Here is a 15,870-nt window from a genome sequence, read left to right as displayed (position 1 = left end):
ATAGAGGAGCCATCGCTTAATCGAACTACGACAAGGAAAGCTTTAGTTGCTGCTAAAGCCTGGGTCTCACATTACCCGAACCTGGTATAAATATTAATTAATTTATGGGTTTATTATCCATACAAAGCGTTTAAGGCAGATTCGCAACGCATGGCATTCTTGGTTCAAATGAGTTTTGTGTTTACGGTGTAATGGTTTAGGTTAGACGTAGGCGTCGCTCACTACTTAACGCGGCGTTATGTTGTTTTGCAAGTTAGTAGGAATTTTTAAAGGGATTTGAATTGAATGAAATTTTTCAAACTTACAGTGATAATATTATTTGCTTTAATTATTGGTGCAGCACTGTCATACCAGAAAATCATCTCAGACATATTGATACCACAGTATGTTGACTGGGCTTATGAAACTGAAAGAAAAGGCTCGGAGTCAGGAATTCCGCTAAATTCACGAGAATTAGCTTTGGCAGCTGATATAGGAATTCAAAAACCAGAGAAAGTCAGGATTGTACATGTTGAAGAAGTACCCTTTCCATTCGAAAACTTCGCTCTAAAAACACTAGGTGAAGCACTAGGTTTTATTGGTGAAGGTATTACCAATAACGCTCAGGCTTTCGGGTATTCTATTTATGTTCGTAATGGATATGAGCTCAATAGGCCAAAATTGGCTCATGAATTGGTTCATGTGCTACAAATCGAAAGATCTAGTCTTGACCAAGTGATAACTCAGCACTTCTCTGACATAGCTGAATTTGGTTATGACAAAGCACCTTTAGAAGTCGAGGCTTTTAAAGCAAATAAACAGTATGCAGCTGATTGGTAATTAAACGTTGAAAAATCACATTAAGTCGGTCGCAAGCTCCCTGGGACAGTAATACGTGGACTCAGTCGCTTCGCTCCAAATTTTAGCCCACGTGTTATTGCCCCTAAGCGGGGTGTTAGTTGGCTTCAACCTAGTCAGCAGCACGGAACAAGTTTTCGGAGTATTTAAAAGTGGACTTTGTTATAGGCTTAATTCCATTTTTATTGTTCTATGTTTTAGTGAATTATATCCAAAGCACTATTGGGTATTATCCTAAACTAGCTAGAGAATATAAAACGGATTTAAGCATTTCGGATTCATCTATTTTTAAATCACGCAGTATGTACCTGACAAATATTGCAGATATTTCTCGTGAGAAAAACAGTGAATATAGGACTTGGCTAAATATCAAATCATTTGAGCAAGGGGTATTTATAAGCCAAAAACGGATGCTGATTCTACTATTTCCCAAGAGTTTTTTTATACCATGGGAGCAAATTAGCTTAATAAAAGAGAAAACTAATTTTCTTAAAAATCAATATCTTTATAAAGTCGAATATAAAAAAGAACCTATTTATATCATTACGAAATTCGATTTGTTAAAAAGCTCAACTAACAAGAAAATCAATAAGGACTAAAAACAGTGGGCTTTTGCTCCTGCGTCGCCTATTTTAGCCAACAATTTTTGGGTCAAAAGAGTCAAATTTTGACTTCATACATCAAGGTTTGCCAGTGCCTGCTGATGTCGCACTAGCGAAGTTTGCCAGAGTACGCCTATCAAATTAACTATATCCCTAAACCTTAAATTTACTTGAATGCTGAGCAACACATGGGTGATCCATGCCAGCGTTAATTGAGAAATTAGCTTAATTCCAGCATTGAATGGGGAATATTCCAAATTTATATTGGAAATTCACTTATTAAAGCCTCGCCTTATATAAAGCCCTGTTCCAAGCTTGAATGAGAAAGAACATATAAGCAAAGCTGTTTTAGTAACTTATGGGAATAAGAAAATTGCATCCGGCGGTTTCAATAGCGATTACTTTATATATAAAACAAAGGAGCTATTGAAACAGTTAAGCAGTATTTAGCTGCTCAGAAATAATACTTAAAAGCTCTTCAGCATCACTATATTCAATTTGAACTGCTCTGCTTATATCTAGTACTAAATTGTCTACTTTGGACTCAATATTGAACAATTTTTCATTAATGAATGAAAGAACTTCTTCGTTAGCGATGCTGCAAGCATCAGTGGCTAGTTTCATTGTGCTCGCTTTATGTTCATCATAGTTTTGAGCGTCCATAAAGTCATCCTCATAAAGTGAATCTGCGATATCAGGTATTTTTGAGTAGTGCCTAGTGAGATAAAAAATATCCATTGCGTCTTTACGTCTAACGCTATGCTCCCTTTCTAGCCATGAAATTAACTTCAACAATAGCATCCCAGCAGGCGATGCAACTTTAATATTAAGATTGGGGTTATTGGCAATTTCTACGTCTAGGGCATGTTTAAATGCTTCGTTAAAGCCTGTTACTGACATTCCAATATCGTGCTGTGGCGGCCAAGTAATAGAGTTACCATCACCAGCAATATTTCCAAATGGAATAATATCAATCTCCCAGCGCTCACCGTTAGGAACGGTAGTTACTAGCTGGTGTACTTTTGTTTGATCAGGGGTAAAACCATTTTTTAGCAGATGCTCCTTTAACTGTTCAAACTGGTCCCAGTTTTGGACTTGTATACCAAAATCAATATCTCTTGTACCTCGCTCAATTGCAGCACCGTAGCCATGGTGGAGTATAATGTCTCTGGCGGTAGCACCTATGACTAGGTAAGGGATCCCTAATGCTTCAGTATGGGCGTTTATTTTTTGATAAAGGCCAACTAACCCTCGTGGTAATTTACCAACAACATTAAGCGATGTGCTTTTCATAAAACCTCGTTGCAGCATCTATGTTTCTTGTGTCTCTACTAGCTAATAAATTAGCATAAATTAAATACGGGTGTGCTAAATGAGTCTTTGGCCCAACAAGTTTTTCTATAGCTAAAAATGGCTCCACTAAAACTACTTTTGTTACTGCATCGTTTATATTATCTTCTGCTTTTACTTTTCGTAATCGTGCAGTTTTTAAAATGACTTTTTTATGTTCAGGGCTTACGTAAATTAGATAATTTTTTGTATTTAAATAATCATCATATTGTTGAACAGCATATTCGCCTCCCCATATGGCATTTACATTATTTAGTTCAAGTTTTTGTAGTAGCTCCGTGTTATCAGTAGTGAAGATTTCTTGTTTTAATTTAGCTTCAACAGTTACAGGATAAGCGTTTAACCACTTCTCTAGTAAAGCTTTTGAATTGTTGATTGTTTTAGTGTGTGGGTCTTTTTGAACTATAAACTCTTGATATATTAAATCGTCAATTACTTGTTTAACCGTTCCCAGTGCAACCTCGGCCATCTTTGCAATTGTGCGCATGGGTTTATTTACCAGCTCCGGTTGCACTAAAAACATAAATACTACTTTCATACCCTTGGGTTGAAATGCCTTACCTAATTGTTTGGCTAAGGCTATTTCATTGTGGGCTTTTTCGGGCTTATTTCCCTGAATATCAATATAAATTGGGGAGCAATTAATATACGTGTTACCAACTCGGTCTATAAAGGATGTATTTTGCTCCTTTAATAGAGCTGCTTGATTAGGGTTGATGTACTCAGTAATTAATAGGGCATTGGTTATCTGATTTTTTATTTTTAATTCAGCAATATACTTTTGTAAGGTGGTTATATTTAGGTGCTTTTTGCATTTAATAATTAAATTGCTTTTAACATTAGGCAAAGCGAGTTCGCCTTCAGTACACTCTTTTTTAAAAGCTTTATACTCTGCGCCTAAACTCGTCTGCAAGTTTAATTTCTCAATAGCTGCCTGTATTATCTCGTGGTCCATCATTTGTTCACTAAATTTAACTGTTCATTGTTTATGAACATAAATATAAATTGAACGCCAGTCAAGTTTTGTTCACTAATTTAAGTTGTTCATTTTTATTGAACGGTCACCATTAATGAACGAGGGGTGGCAAGCTCACAAGCTTAAATTGCCTTACTGTAATTAGTGGGATAAGTACCAGCCTGATAAGTTACCTTTAGAGAGTTTATAACAGCTCTATTAAAATAGCCCTGTGTTAAACGTAACGTTTAACACAGGGGCTTTATAGTTTTAGGCTAAACGACTAAACACCAAGCGCATTAAAACGAATATTGCAGCCTTAATGAGATTGCATTGCCCGATGTGATAGTACCACCCGCTTCAAAGTAGTCGGCTTTAATGTAGTCGGCCATAAACTTTATGTTTTTGTTTACGGTGTAGTTAACACCAAGTGCGTAGGTTTTTGCGTCTTGGTTTTCTTGCTTGAGCTTAAGTAAGCTATAGCGGCCAGTGAGCTCCCAGCCTGGCTCTGAGCTTGCGCCTAGTTTTGCATTTTTATACTTGCGGTATCCGCCCGACAGCTGATAACCAAATTGCAAATAGCCGCCTTCGTAATCATTGGTTGACTCTTCAATACTGGTTACTTGTGCTTGTTGCCACTCGGCCATCATGGTCAATCTGTCTTTAAGCCATAACAGCTCTATACCTTGCTGCGAGAGGTTATCGGCATTAATTTTATCGCCTTCTATTAATGAGTCGGAGGTATAAACTTCAAGTGGCTCATTTACTCTAAATTCGTTACCGTCGTACTGCCTCTCACTAAATGCGACGCCTAAGTGTAATAGGTTGGTATCTTGCTGCCATGGCACCCAGGCTACCCGCCCTGTAATAGCTGATGTTGCTTCGTCTTCGTCGGGCTGATAATAACCAAGTTGCCAATTTACTGAGGCTATCTCTCCTGAAAGGCTAATACCTAAACTTCGCCCTGGCGAAAACGCTTCGCTTATCATGCTGCGTTCAAGCATTAATAAATTACGAGAGCTGGTTAGTTTTTCTAGGCCAAAACCTTCTTTTTGCTGGCCTATGGTTAAATCAGCATATTTCCAGCCTGAGTATTCTAGGTAGGCGTCTTTTATTTCGGTTTCGCCATCGGCAAAGCCAAGCTGAAATTTACTTTTCCAGTCTTTGCTTATGTCTGATTTAAAACTTAGGCGAGCGCGGCGTATTTCTGAGGTACTTTCTGAGCTGCTGCTGTCGTATTGCTCCTCTAATAATGAGGTATCAAACTTGTTGTAGTCGAGCATGATATAGCCGCTTAGGTCTATATCATCGTTAATTTTGGCAAAGCTTGCGTTACTAACAAAACAACAAAGTGTTGAAAGCGCCACGGTAGAAATAGTTAGTTTAGAGGTCATGTTAGGCTACCTTTGTTTTTTTTTCGGCTAAGTAGCTCACTTTTAGTTGGGCTACATCTTTTAAAAAGTCGATGTGCTCTATGTCTACAGCAACTACGTTTAGGCCTGTGCGCAGTTTTAAATCGTTGATGAGTGTGGCTTGGTTTTGCGGGGTTATGTTTTCTATGCGCTCGTAGCAAACGCTTTGTACTTCGTAGCGTTTTACAAATATGCTTGAGTCAATTACAAAGGCAATTAAGCAAATTATGCCGTTAAGAATACTTAGCTCAATTAAGCTCATTTGCCCTACAGAGGTAAGTAAAGCAATAGCAGTAACAAGGAATAAGTAAGTCATTTCTTTAATCGAAATAGACTCAGTGCGGTACCTTAGCATGGTAAATACGGCAAATAGACCAAATGCAAATTCCATTGACATATCAACGCCATGCAGCAAAAAGGTAATAATAAAAACGCCTACGCCAAATAAAATAAACGAGCCTGCCACCACTGCATTTTTACTTATGCGAAAGTAACAGCCATAGCAAAGTACAGCCAGCGATAGGATGTTTACTAAAAAACGGGAAAGAAAAATAAGATCTAATTTTGTCATTTTAATTATTCTCTAAAGGTAAAAGCGGGTTAGTGCGGTTAAGGTGTTTTAAACGGGCTAAAACGGGTTTAAAGCGGTTTACTTTTAAGCGCTCGGGGTAGAGCAAAGCACAGCCAATGCAGTATTTACTAAACGAGGCAGGGAATATGTGGTGTTTGCTCATCAGCTTATAAAATGGCGAGTGTTTTGTTTTTTTGCGTTGCTTAAGTTCGGCAATAAAAAAGCCCGGTAGGGTTATTTTGTTATCGCCTTTTGGGGTGTTGTACCACAGGTTAAAATCAAGCGTTAAGCGTTCGGCTTTTTCTTCGTTGGCTAAGGCTATTCGGTTATAGCCGCTTTGTTGGGTTACGTTTAAATGTGCAAAGCTGTTTTTCATTTGTTCTTTCATAAACGCAGTACAATGAGCTTGCTCGTTGTTTTTTTCGAGCTTGATACGTGTTTTAACCGTACGGCTTTGATTGTTTTTTAGTTTTACTTCTAGGTATTCGGTGGCGGTATCAACGTAGCGTCTTTGGCGCACTTTGTATCGATTAAGCTTACCGTTATGGTGGGCTTTGTATAAATCAAGCTCGGGCGTATCAAAGTACTGATTATAGTAAGAAAATAAACGCTTACCTTGTATATCAAGCACACGGTATTGGCCATGTAAGTGAGTTAGTAGCTCAGGTAAAAAAGACAGTGGCAGCATAAACTTGCTGTCTACACGGTTCATTAAGTTGGCGTTATTAAGATCTTTTAATCCGTAGCCTTCAAACGGGGTGAGTAGCTCGTTAATTAATGTTGATAATGGGCTATCAGCGGTTGGCTTTTCAGGTTGGGCCTGCTTATTTTTAGTGTTTATTGCAGTAATTGCTACAGGTGCAATTGAAGCGTCCTTTTCAAAAAATTCATCCTTTAAACGTGCTTGAATTGTCATAATTTTCTCAGATTATTAAATTGCAAAGTTACAGAGTGCAGTGCCAGCGTGCTGGCACTGCATGAAGGATGGGTTGTTTATCTAGAGCAAAAGCCGCTGCCGTCGCCGGCTGAAGGCAATGTGCCATCAAGCTGCGCGGTCATATTTGCTACGCGGTACTGCATAAACGACGTTAAACCGTAAAACTGCCCCGTAGTAGAGGTTAGGTTTTGCTCAAAGTAATCTGAGCCGTAAAAACTAGTGGGGTCGTTTTGTACGTGCTCACGGATTAAGTCGGCTATTTCATTTACGCGGGCACTAAATGTGTCGCTTGAAAGTGAACCATTAATAAGTTGCGTTAAGTAACTGTGGTACACATCAAGGTTGCTTTGCTCGGCAAATACATTAGCAATTAACGGGCGCTCATTTAATGCGCCGCTTACTGGCTCATCAATGTAGAGCTCTCTTACATCTACACCATTACAATTCATGTTAAAGGTGCCAAATGACTCGTTAAAATCCCATGGCAAAATGCTAAATACGCCATCGTCATCGTAAATATAATAGTTATGAGCAAGCGTACCGTGGTAGCTATCTAAATTAGAAAGCGAAGTGCTAACCGACATATATCGTAAAAGTGTATCTACCTCTATGGCGCTGGTTTCGCCGTCATCGAGCGATTCTACAAAGTTAATAAATGCGCCGTTATCGGTGGTGTCTTCGTTGGTTTGTAAGTTTATGTCGGTGTAGCTTTGTATGTCGTCACCTAGCCATAATAAATCGCTGCCTGTGCCATCAGGCTTGTATAAATCGCCGTTACTGTTGGCAAAGTGTTTTTCTACAAATTCTCCATCTATGGCTTCTACCATTAAGTACAAACCAAATAGTTCGCCGTTTACATAAAAGTTAACGTAAGCATGCTCAGGCGTTGGTACGCCTATTTCATCCATTAGGTCGTAGGCAATTACTTCACGCATGTACGACGGGTCGTTAAACGAGTTTTGCAGTGTGAATTTTTTTAGCCCAAAAAACTTTTGGCCCGACACGTATTCGTTAATGTCGACCTTAAAGCTGTATCGGTCACTGCTAGAGTTGGCAACACTGCTTAAGCTTGAGCCGCCTTTAGTGCGAATAGCCACGCTATCGAGTGTTACACCGTTAAAAGTAATAGCAGTTTCGTGATATTCCTCATCAAGTGGGTTATCTAGAATGTCTTGCCAGTTTTCGTCGGTAATTGTAATAGAAAGCGTATTAACAGCTGTGGGTGTAAATGCGGTTGCAACGGTATTCTCGCTACCTGGAGTAGGGGTTAAAAACGCATGAGTAAAGTCGGTGCTGTTACTTAGGCCGTAACTAAAGCCTGTGGCTACATCGCTTTCGTCCCAATCAATGTAGTCAATTACTTCATCGTTGAGTATTAAGCTTAACTCGTCTTCTTTACCTAGTTTAAAGGGTACGTAGTAAGTACCTGGATCTTCATCGGTGGCATAAATAGTAATGTATTGGCCTGCGTATAAATCTATGTCGGGCAGGGTTACTGGGTCTATGTCGTCGCTTTCATCAATAACTTGGTAGTTGGCTAAGTTAATAGTATTTTCGCTGTTATTGTATAGCTCAAACCAGTCGTTGCCATCGTCTGCAGCGCTTGCCACCACTTCGTTAATAACGAGTGGTCCGTGAGTTGCTTTGCTATTTTGACTAAGCTCTGTTGGAGTTAATACCGCTGTTGCATCGCTGCCATCTGGGTAGCGGCCATAGCTGTAACCACTCAAGGCTTGGCCTTTTTTCCACGATAACTGCTCTATAATTACATTGTTACTGTAAAGGCTTACGGTATCGCTTGAGCCTAATTTAAACGCTACGCTTGGGAGGTCGCCTAAATCATCGGTGCTGGCGTAAATACGATAAAACTCACCGGGCGCTAAAGTAATGTCGGGTAGGGCAAATTGCTCGTTATTGTCATCACTTAGTGTGTAGTCAGCTAAATAAACATCGCTACTGCTTGTTACATAAAGCTCTATCCAGTCCTCGGAGCCGCTGCTGTCTTTTGCTACTACTTCGTTTATACGCAGTGGGGCATCTTCAGCAATTAGCGTGGTAACAAGTGTTGAGGTGTCGGCTGTTTGGTTAGCTGCGCCCTGTGTTGGTGTTAATGTTTGCGCGGTGCCGGTGCCGTCGGTGTATAAGCCGTAGCTAAAACCTTCAGCGGCTTCGCCTTCTTCCCAATCAAGTACAGACACCGCAGTGCTATTTTCATAAAGCGTAACAGCGTCGTCGCTACCTAGTTTAAAGGTAACGTAATAACCATTATCGGGCGGTGTGTCGGTTTCATCTATGGCTTGAATAACAATAAACTCTCCTTGCGAAAGCGCTACTGCGGGTAATGCTTGAGGGTCTCTGTTGGCGTTATCATCAACAAGTGAAAATACCGACAAATCGGCTATATCCTCAGTGGCATATAGCTCAATCCAATCGTAGGAGGTATCACTTGGGCTTGCGACAATTTCATTTATAACTAAGCCAGTTGACGTGATTGTTGATGATGAATCAGTACTTTGCTCTGTGCTAGTGTCGGTAGTTTGCTCAGCACCGCCGCAGCCATACAATAATGTAGTAGAGGCAATAACTGAATAAAATATAAAAGGTTTTATATTCATGTAGGCACGCTTATTATTTTATTAAAGTGGATAAACTATAAGAATAAAAGGTGCAAACAATGTGTAAACATTCAGTAAATTACGTTTTTGTGATGGTTTTATGACAGGCTTTTAAGGACGCGTTAACTGCAAACCTAGCAATAGTAGAGTGCTTATATTTAAACGTAAAAAAGCAGATATCTAATTAGCATCTGCTTTTTAATTTTTAACGAAGAATATTTAATTAAGCTTGAGGTTTAATTAAGTACTTTTCGCCGGTGGCTTGTTTAGAATAAGCCGCGATTGACTGTAAATGTAATACCTCAGCTAATGACACTTCGTGCGTGTAGTTACTCGCAAATGTAGTGGTGATTTCATCAGCAACGCGTTTGCGCATTTTCATTACTGTATCTGTGCCTAATTTACCTAAAGCATTAAATAACAAGAACCCGTTTACAGCCCAAGCAAAGCCAAAGTTACGGTTTAATGTAATAGGGCCGCGGTCTAGTGCGCCATAAATGTACACTTGTTTAAATGTATCAGAGCCATAAATTGTGTGCTCTTTCATATCGCGCGCAGCTGCAACTTCCATACAGTTAAGAATGTCACTTGTTAGTTGGCCGCCACCAATAGGGTCGAACGCTATAGTTGCACCGGTTTCGATTATTGCAGCTGTTAGGTCAGCAAGAAAAGTGTCGCTGCTTGAGTTAACAATATATTTTGCACCCATATCGCGCAGTAATTTTTCTTGTTCTGGTTTGCGAACAATATTAATTAAATCAACGCCATCGGCAATACAAATACGGTTTAGCATTTGGCCAAGGTTAGAGGCCGCTGCGGCGTGAATAATAGCTTTATGGCCTTCAGCGCGCATGGTTTCTACCATTGCTAGTGCGGTAAGTGGGTTAACAAAAGATGATGCACCTTCTTTAGCAGTAGTCCCTTCTTTTAGCTCTAGGCAACTTTGTACATTGGCACATATAAATTGACGATACGTACCGCCGCCAATTACTGCAACGGTTTTACCCATTAATGCTTGTGCGGCTGGTGATGAGCCTGCTGCCACTACGGTGCCTGCGCCTTCATTACCTACAGGGGTTGCTTTTCCAACACGAGTTTTAAGTGATGGCATAAATTGAGCTGGAACATCGGCAGTAATTACTGGATTTTCATCAGTACCCGATTGCTTTGCAGTAGACATATCAGCTGCGCTGAATAAAACGCCTAAGTCTGATGGGTTTAATGGTGCAGCTTCAATACGAATAACCACTTCATCGGCATTTGGCTTTGGCATCTCGATGTTTTTTAAGGCAAGTGTAAGTTTATTGTCTTCGCTGATAGTTGAAGTAAGTTGGATATTTTTATCTGTCATAGGTGTCTCCTGCAAAGAATTAAATTTGTTAAGCCAATAGCATTATTGTATTGGCGATCTGTCTTAGTAATTAAAAATTAGAATAGATACTTTTGTAGCTACGCGTTATTTAGCGTTGGCTGCTTGAATTTGCGCTTTCACTTTTTGCATAAATTCAGCCATATTTGATTGCCGATCGGCCTCTATGCTTTGGGTAATAGCTAATTGGCTCATTGATTCGTTCCACTCTTTCATGCCGGGTACTTGTGCAAGTACATCCCAATCAAGCTGGCTTGAGCCAAAGGCGCTAACAATGGTGTTTACGTAATAAACGTAAATGTCTGCCATTGTAAATTGCTCGCCTGCAATCCAAGGTGAAAACTTACACACGCTACTCAAAGCGGTTACGCCACGCGTTAATACTTGGCGTACTTCGCCTTTAGTTGTGTCGGTTACTTCAGCGCCTGAAAATACATAAGGGATGAACCGTCTGCTCGGCAGTTCAAAATAAAGCTCTGCCATTTTCATAATTTGACGTACAACTGCGCGCTCACCTGCATCTTCAGGGTATAGCGGGGTTTGTGGGTACGACTCTTCTATAAAGTCGCAAATAACACTCGACTCAGAAATATTAAGGCCGCTAGCTGTTGTGATTGCAGGCACTTTGCCTGCAGGGCTGGTTGCTAATAACTCTTCGCTACCGCCGTAAACAAGGTGTTCTTTAAATGGCAGTTGTTTGTGTAAAAGTACATGTTTAACTAGGTTGTAATAGTTGCTAGCAGCAAAACCGTGCAAAGTAATCATAAGTCAGCTTTCCATCATTAACGTGAAGATACTCATTGCCAAAAAATGCAATTTAAGTCCCTGTCTTTAGGTTGAGTACATTATTACTTGTTTTAATTTGCTTATATATAGGGGAAAATGCGAATCACTTTTGTTTTTAAGACAATAAAGCATTTTATTTAATGGAGAGGCAACTTGGATCAACTAAAAGCCATACGGTATTTTATTAAGGTGGTTGAAACGGGCAGTTTTACCAAAGCCGCCAAAGCTTTTGATGTGCCGCCTTCGTCGTTGTCGAGGCGAGTTGCTGATTTAGAAAAAAGCCTAGGGGCTACGCTTTTAAAGCGTTCGACCCGCATAGTTAAATTGACCGAAGTTGGGCAAATTTACTATAACGATGTTCAGCAAATATTAAATCAGCTAGAGCAAAGCCACGAAACTGTACGCAGTTATCAAACAACACCAATGGGGCGATTATGTATAAGCTCAATGGTAAGTTTTGGTGACAAAATATTACTGCCTCTGCTTGATGAATTTAGCGCGCTATACCCCGAAATTATATTAGATGTTAGCTTAAGTGATGAACTGTCGACACTTGGGCGTGACGATGTTGATATTGCTATTCGCGGTGGCTATGCGCCAAATGAACGCGTGTTGGCAATAAAACTAATGGATAACGGCTTTATTCCTGTTGCGTCACCCTGCTATTTACAAAAATACGGTGTACCTACTAATGTTATGGAATTAAAGGGCCACAGTGGTCTTTATTTTAAAACGCCAGCGGGGCCAACGCCTTGGTTATGTAAAGTGGATGAGCAATGGCACGACGTTTCTGGGCCTGCGGTCGCTATTTCAAATAACGGATCGTGGCTGGCTAAAAAAGCGTGTAATGGCGAGGGCATTTTAATGTCAACTCGGTGGGCGCTCGACTCATACCTTGGGTCTGGCCAGTTGCAAGAGCTTAAGTTTGAGCATGAATTAGCGATAAGCCAAAATGCGACTATGGCGGTTTATTTGTTGTATCAAAAGCAGCGCTATTTAGTACCAAAGGTAAAAGCGGCGGTCGACTTTTTAGTACAAAGAATAAAAGAAACAAATGAAGAGTAATGAGCGAACAGAATAGCCCTTAATAGTCAGGTGGGTAGTAGATAAATAGAGTGGTGAATTGGTGAATTGGTGAATTGGTGAATTGTCGGATGGCGCTGCGCTTATCCGACCTACGCTTATTCGATTTAGATTTATGCTTATTTAATTTATTAATGGGTTGTTTGTATAAATAATAGGTAAAAAACGTCTCCTTAAGCTAAAGCTTTTAATGCTGCGTCCGATAAATTACTTAATAGGGTTTAGCGATTAAGGATAATCATGGTCAACAGTACTCTTGGCAGCCAGGCTAATTTAAGCACTTTACTTGCCCAATCAGTTAATAACGCTAACCAAAGCTCTGTGAGTCCTTCGCTACACACCAGCAGCGACCTTCAAGCTATTAATGATTTACAAACTAACGCGCCAAAAATAACCGATGGGTTATTAAGCCAGTTAAATAATGAAACTCTTGATGAAGCACTAGCCAGTAATCAAAAGGTAGAGGACGTTTTAAAGCAGCAACTTACCTCGTTATTTACTATTTCAAGCACGCCCAGCATGCTTAACTATAAACTCTCCGATGAAGAACTCGCCCTGCGCACCGTAATAAGCTCTCAGCATGAGGGGTTATTAAAAAACGAAAACAGTACCCAATTAATTAAGCGATTAAATACGTCGGTTAAAAATATTCGGGGTGCTTATGCTAATACCAGCGATATTTTATCGAATTTAGGTCAGCTTGGGCATGAGCAAAAAACGTTTTTAGCCTCAAGCCAGCAACGTGTAGAGCGCTCACTTAATCCATACATGGAAAGCCTTAATCGCGCAAAATACGAGGATGACGATAACTACCTGTTTGAGCTCTCGGTAAAAACTAAAGAAGGCGATGTTATAAACATTACCTTTAACTCATCGCAAGGTTATGACGAAAAAACAGGTGAAGCGATAGATGGCTTTGGCATAAGTTACGAAGTTAATGGCAATTTATCTGAGGCTGAACATACGGCTTTAACGCAGGTTATGGCGGGTGTTGGTGAAATGGCCGATGAGTTTTTTAAAGTGAGTGAAAATTCATTCAATCCTCTTATAGTGCCAAATCAAACAGACATGAGCTTAGATTTTTTAGCGGGCTTTAGTAGTGAGCAGCTAGCCGGTTTTAATGTGTCGTTTTCAACAACGCAAAATGATGCGCTTGATACTGCCCAGAACACGCTTGATTTAAGTTACTCCATTGATGAAGCATCAAACCAGCAAGCACTTGTGTTTAAAGCCGCAGGTGGGCAAAACGACATTGATTTTGCACTTGATATGTCAACCATTGGCGCTAAAGACACGCAGCAAATGCAGCAGTATTTAGCGTCGCTCGATCAAAGCTTAGAAGATAGCCGAGTAAACAGTACCAAAGACGATAAAGAGTCGGCATTTGGGCGCAAAGGCGACGAAGCAATGCTGCAGGGCTTTGCATTATTTAAAGGCGCTTTTGCGAGTATGTCGTCGGCTGCTGAGCGTTATAGCAATTTGGAGTCACTTGCAGAACAGCAATTTAATGACGGGCGCGCTATGGTTGCGGATTTGGTTGATAACATGATTACAAACGATACCCGTTACCAAGGGCTTAGTAATAAAGCGCCAAATACATTGGGTGCGGGGATTTCTAAGCTCGCTGATTTTGATGCCACGTTTTCTTATGCGCTGGATAACGGCGACTATCAACCTAAAAGTACAATTGAGCTAAGCCAAGCGACTGAACAAAGCCAATTAGGGGAGCTTAGCGGTGTAACGCAAAGTAAAAATGTAAGTAGCCACTTTGATTATCAATACAGTCGCCCTGATTACTACAACAAAGAAGAGAGTTATAACGTAGGTACTGCGGTTAAAAATAAAGAACTTGTGGGGCTTGTTCAGTCTCACGAGGTTGATGTTGATACAAAAATGTTTGAGTTTAATCCGCAAACCAATCAATACGAGCTGCAAATGGCGATGCAAGAACAAACCATTAGCAAAAGTGACATTCGTTTAATTGACGATATTTGGCTTGAAGAAAACGAAAACAGCTACAACATGAATAAAAAAGAGCGTGTTGAGAGTGACGAAAAGCAAGACGAGTTTAAAAAAACAAGCAGCCATTCTCATAATAAACTAGTTACCCTAATTGGTGATTTAGATAAGCTAGCTGAGAATAAAAACGTAAGGCGAGAATATTTAACTAACTTATCGCAAGTTAACTTTTTTATGGATAAAAAGTAACGGTTTTGAGTTGTTCACTCCACACTCAATATTGGGTATAGTCGTTTAATACCTAAATTAATACCTAAATTAAGAGCAACCTTATGTTTAAACAATTAATTTTACTGTGCGCTTTAAGCATGCCGCTTGTAAGCTGCGCTGCTACAGCGCCATTTTCGGGCGAGATAAGTACGCAAGCACTGCTAAGCGACTACGACAAGTTTAACGAGCAATACAAGGCGTATACACCAACAGCACAAGATATAGCCCTAATGCAAAAGCTAAAAGGCAAAGAGCTTATTGTATTATTTGGCACCTGGTGCCACGACAGTGAGCGCGAAGTGCCAAAACTCATTAAGTTACTTGATGCATCGAAAGTACAACTTGCAAGCATTGACTATGTGGCCGTGGGTTACAACAAGCAAGACGATGCAGGCATTGCAAAGGCTCACGACTTACAATACACGCCAACGTTTATTGTTAAACAAAATGGCGAAGAGTTGGTACGCGTAATTGAAAAGCCAACGGGTACGTTAGCGCAAGACTTAACTCAGGGTTTGTAAATTCAGCTTGCTCGTATTTGGTTTACCGATTTAGCAAATAGGTTTATGAGGTAGCTGCTGGACTCATATAACTAGTCTCTTGGTACTTTAATGTGTAAGGCCAAAATTTACCTCTTTGGCTGAGCCAAAATAGGAATTCAGCTATGGTTTGTATTTCAATTAAAACAAATAAAAAACGAATTAATCTACAAGCTCGTTGTGGTATGTCTTAATATGTCTAAGGATCTACGTAAAAATTTGATTGCTGCGATTCTTAGTCCTTTAATTGCATTACCAGTACTTGGTTTTTGTTATTTTTATGCGGGTATCGAAAACTATACTTCTGTGAGTTCATTAATTTCAGGTGTTGGTTTTGGTGTATCAATAGGGGTGGGAAGTTTATTTTATTTTTATCCTTTAATGTTCATTTACGGATTACCTATTAGCTTATTACTCCAAAAGTTAAATTTATTTAAATTACCTGTAGTTTTAATCTTAAGCATACTTCCAGGTTTTTTACTCAGTTTATTTAGTGAATTTAATCGTGAAACATTGGTTCTTCATTTATTAGTACTTTCAATGGGTTCAACTAGTTGGCTTATATATAATAAATTAAGGTAACAC

Annotated in this window: 14 protein-coding genes; 6 read left to right on the top strand and 8 right to left on the bottom strand. The window is 39.8% G+C overall.

Annotated features, from left to right (window positions below; translation table 11 throughout):
- Positions 1-285: 285 nt before the first annotated feature.
- Both H5126_RS16840 and H5126_RS16835 read left to right on the top strand, forming a co-directional pair.
- A complete protein-coding gene (locus H5126_RS16840; RefSeq protein ID WP_182692310.1) occupies positions 286-819 on the top strand; it encodes a hypothetical protein in 534 nt (177 codons plus the stop codon).
- 170 nt (positions 820-989) lie between these two features.
- Positions 990-1,436 (top strand): hypothetical protein, encoded by a 447-nt coding sequence (locus tag H5126_RS16835; protein WP_138685222.1) that lies wholly within the window; start codon positions 990-992, stop codon positions 1,434-1,436.
- A gap of 438 nt (positions 1,437-1,874) precedes the next feature.
- On the opposite strand, the gene H5126_RS16830 is transcribed toward H5126_RS16835, so the two are convergent.
- The 8 genes from H5126_RS16830 to H5126_RS16795 all read right to left on the bottom strand — a co-directional run bounded on the left by H5126_RS16830 (position 1,875) and on the right by H5126_RS16795 (position 11,413).
- Positions 1,875-2,732 carry a nucleotidyl transferase AbiEii/AbiGii toxin family protein gene (locus tag H5126_RS16830; RefSeq protein ID WP_182711907.1) on the bottom strand — a complete coding sequence of 286 codons (858 nt, stop codon included), beginning with the start codon at positions 2,730-2,732 and terminating at the stop codon, positions 1,875-1,877.
- Positions 2,713-3,747: a type IV toxin-antitoxin system AbiEi family antitoxin gene (locus H5126_RS16825; protein WP_182720697.1), complete on the bottom strand. Its 1,035-nt coding sequence runs from the start codon at positions 3,745-3,747 to the stop codon at positions 2,713-2,715. Before H5126_RS16825 ends, H5126_RS16830 begins: the two co-directional genes overlap by 20 nt.
- Positions 3,748-4,043: 296 nt before the next feature.
- Positions 4,044-5,138 (bottom strand): OprO/OprP family phosphate-selective porin, encoded by a 1,095-nt coding sequence (locus tag H5126_RS16820; protein ID WP_182720698.1) that lies wholly within the window; start codon positions 5,136-5,138, stop codon positions 4,044-4,046.
- A gap of 1 nt (position 5,139) precedes the next feature.
- Complete coding sequence (locus tag H5126_RS16815) at positions 5,140-5,727, bottom strand: DUF4956 domain-containing protein (protein ID WP_182695249.1); 588 nt, start codon at positions 5,725-5,727, stop codon at positions 5,140-5,142.
- 1 nt (position 5,728) lies between these two features.
- A complete protein-coding gene (locus H5126_RS16810; RefSeq protein WP_182695248.1) occupies positions 5,729-6,643 on the bottom strand; it encodes a polyphosphate polymerase domain-containing protein in 915 nt (304 codons plus the stop codon).
- Positions 6,644-6,720: 77 nt separating this feature from the next.
- Positions 6,721-9,279, bottom strand: a complete 2,559-nt coding sequence (locus H5126_RS16805) for a CotH kinase family protein (RefSeq protein WP_182720699.1) — start codon at positions 9,277-9,279, stop codon at positions 6,721-6,723.
- 223 nt (positions 9,280-9,502) lie between these two features.
- Positions 9,503-10,630 carry a zinc-binding dehydrogenase gene (locus tag H5126_RS16800; protein ID WP_182720700.1) on the bottom strand — a complete coding sequence of 376 codons (1,128 nt, stop codon included), beginning with the start codon at positions 10,628-10,630 and terminating at the stop codon, positions 9,503-9,505.
- 105 nt (positions 10,631-10,735) lie between these two features.
- Entirely contained in the window at positions 10,736-11,413 is a 678-nt protein-coding gene (locus H5126_RS16795; protein WP_182716778.1) for a glutathione S-transferase family protein, read from the bottom strand.
- A gap of 174 nt (positions 11,414-11,587) precedes the next feature.
- On the opposite strand from H5126_RS16795, the gene H5126_RS16790 reads away from it, so the two are divergent.
- The 4 genes from H5126_RS16790 (at position 11,588) to H5126_RS16775 (ending at position 15,867) form a co-directional block, all read left to right on the top strand.
- Complete coding sequence (locus H5126_RS16790) at positions 11,588-12,499, top strand: LysR family transcriptional regulator (RefSeq protein ID WP_182720701.1); 912 nt, start codon at positions 11,588-11,590, stop codon at positions 12,497-12,499.
- A 258-nt stretch (positions 12,500-12,757) separates the two neighbouring features.
- Positions 12,758-14,725 carry a hypothetical protein gene (locus H5126_RS16785; RefSeq protein ID WP_182720702.1) on the top strand — a complete coding sequence of 656 codons (1,968 nt, stop codon included), beginning with the start codon at positions 12,758-12,760 and terminating at the stop codon, positions 14,723-14,725.
- Between the two features lie 83 nt (positions 14,726-14,808).
- Entirely contained in the window at positions 14,809-15,267 is a 459-nt protein-coding gene (locus H5126_RS16780; protein WP_182720703.1) for a thioredoxin family protein, read from the top strand.
- A 213-nt stretch (positions 15,268-15,480) separates the two neighbouring features.
- On the top strand, positions 15,481-15,867 hold the full coding sequence (locus H5126_RS16775) for a hypothetical protein (protein ID WP_182720704.1): 387 nt from the start codon (positions 15,481-15,483) through the stop codon (positions 15,865-15,867).
- The last annotated feature ends 3 nt before the right edge of the window (positions 15,868-15,870 follow it).

It is taken from the genome of Pseudoalteromonas sp. SG45-3 (genome assembly GCF_014164075.1).
Taxonomy (GTDB): Bacteria; Pseudomonadota; Gammaproteobacteria; order Enterobacterales; family Alteromonadaceae; genus Pseudoalteromonas; species Pseudoalteromonas distincta.
The sequence above is the reverse complement of the archived record's forward strand: the minus strand, read 5'-3'. Positions and strand labels throughout refer to the sequence as shown.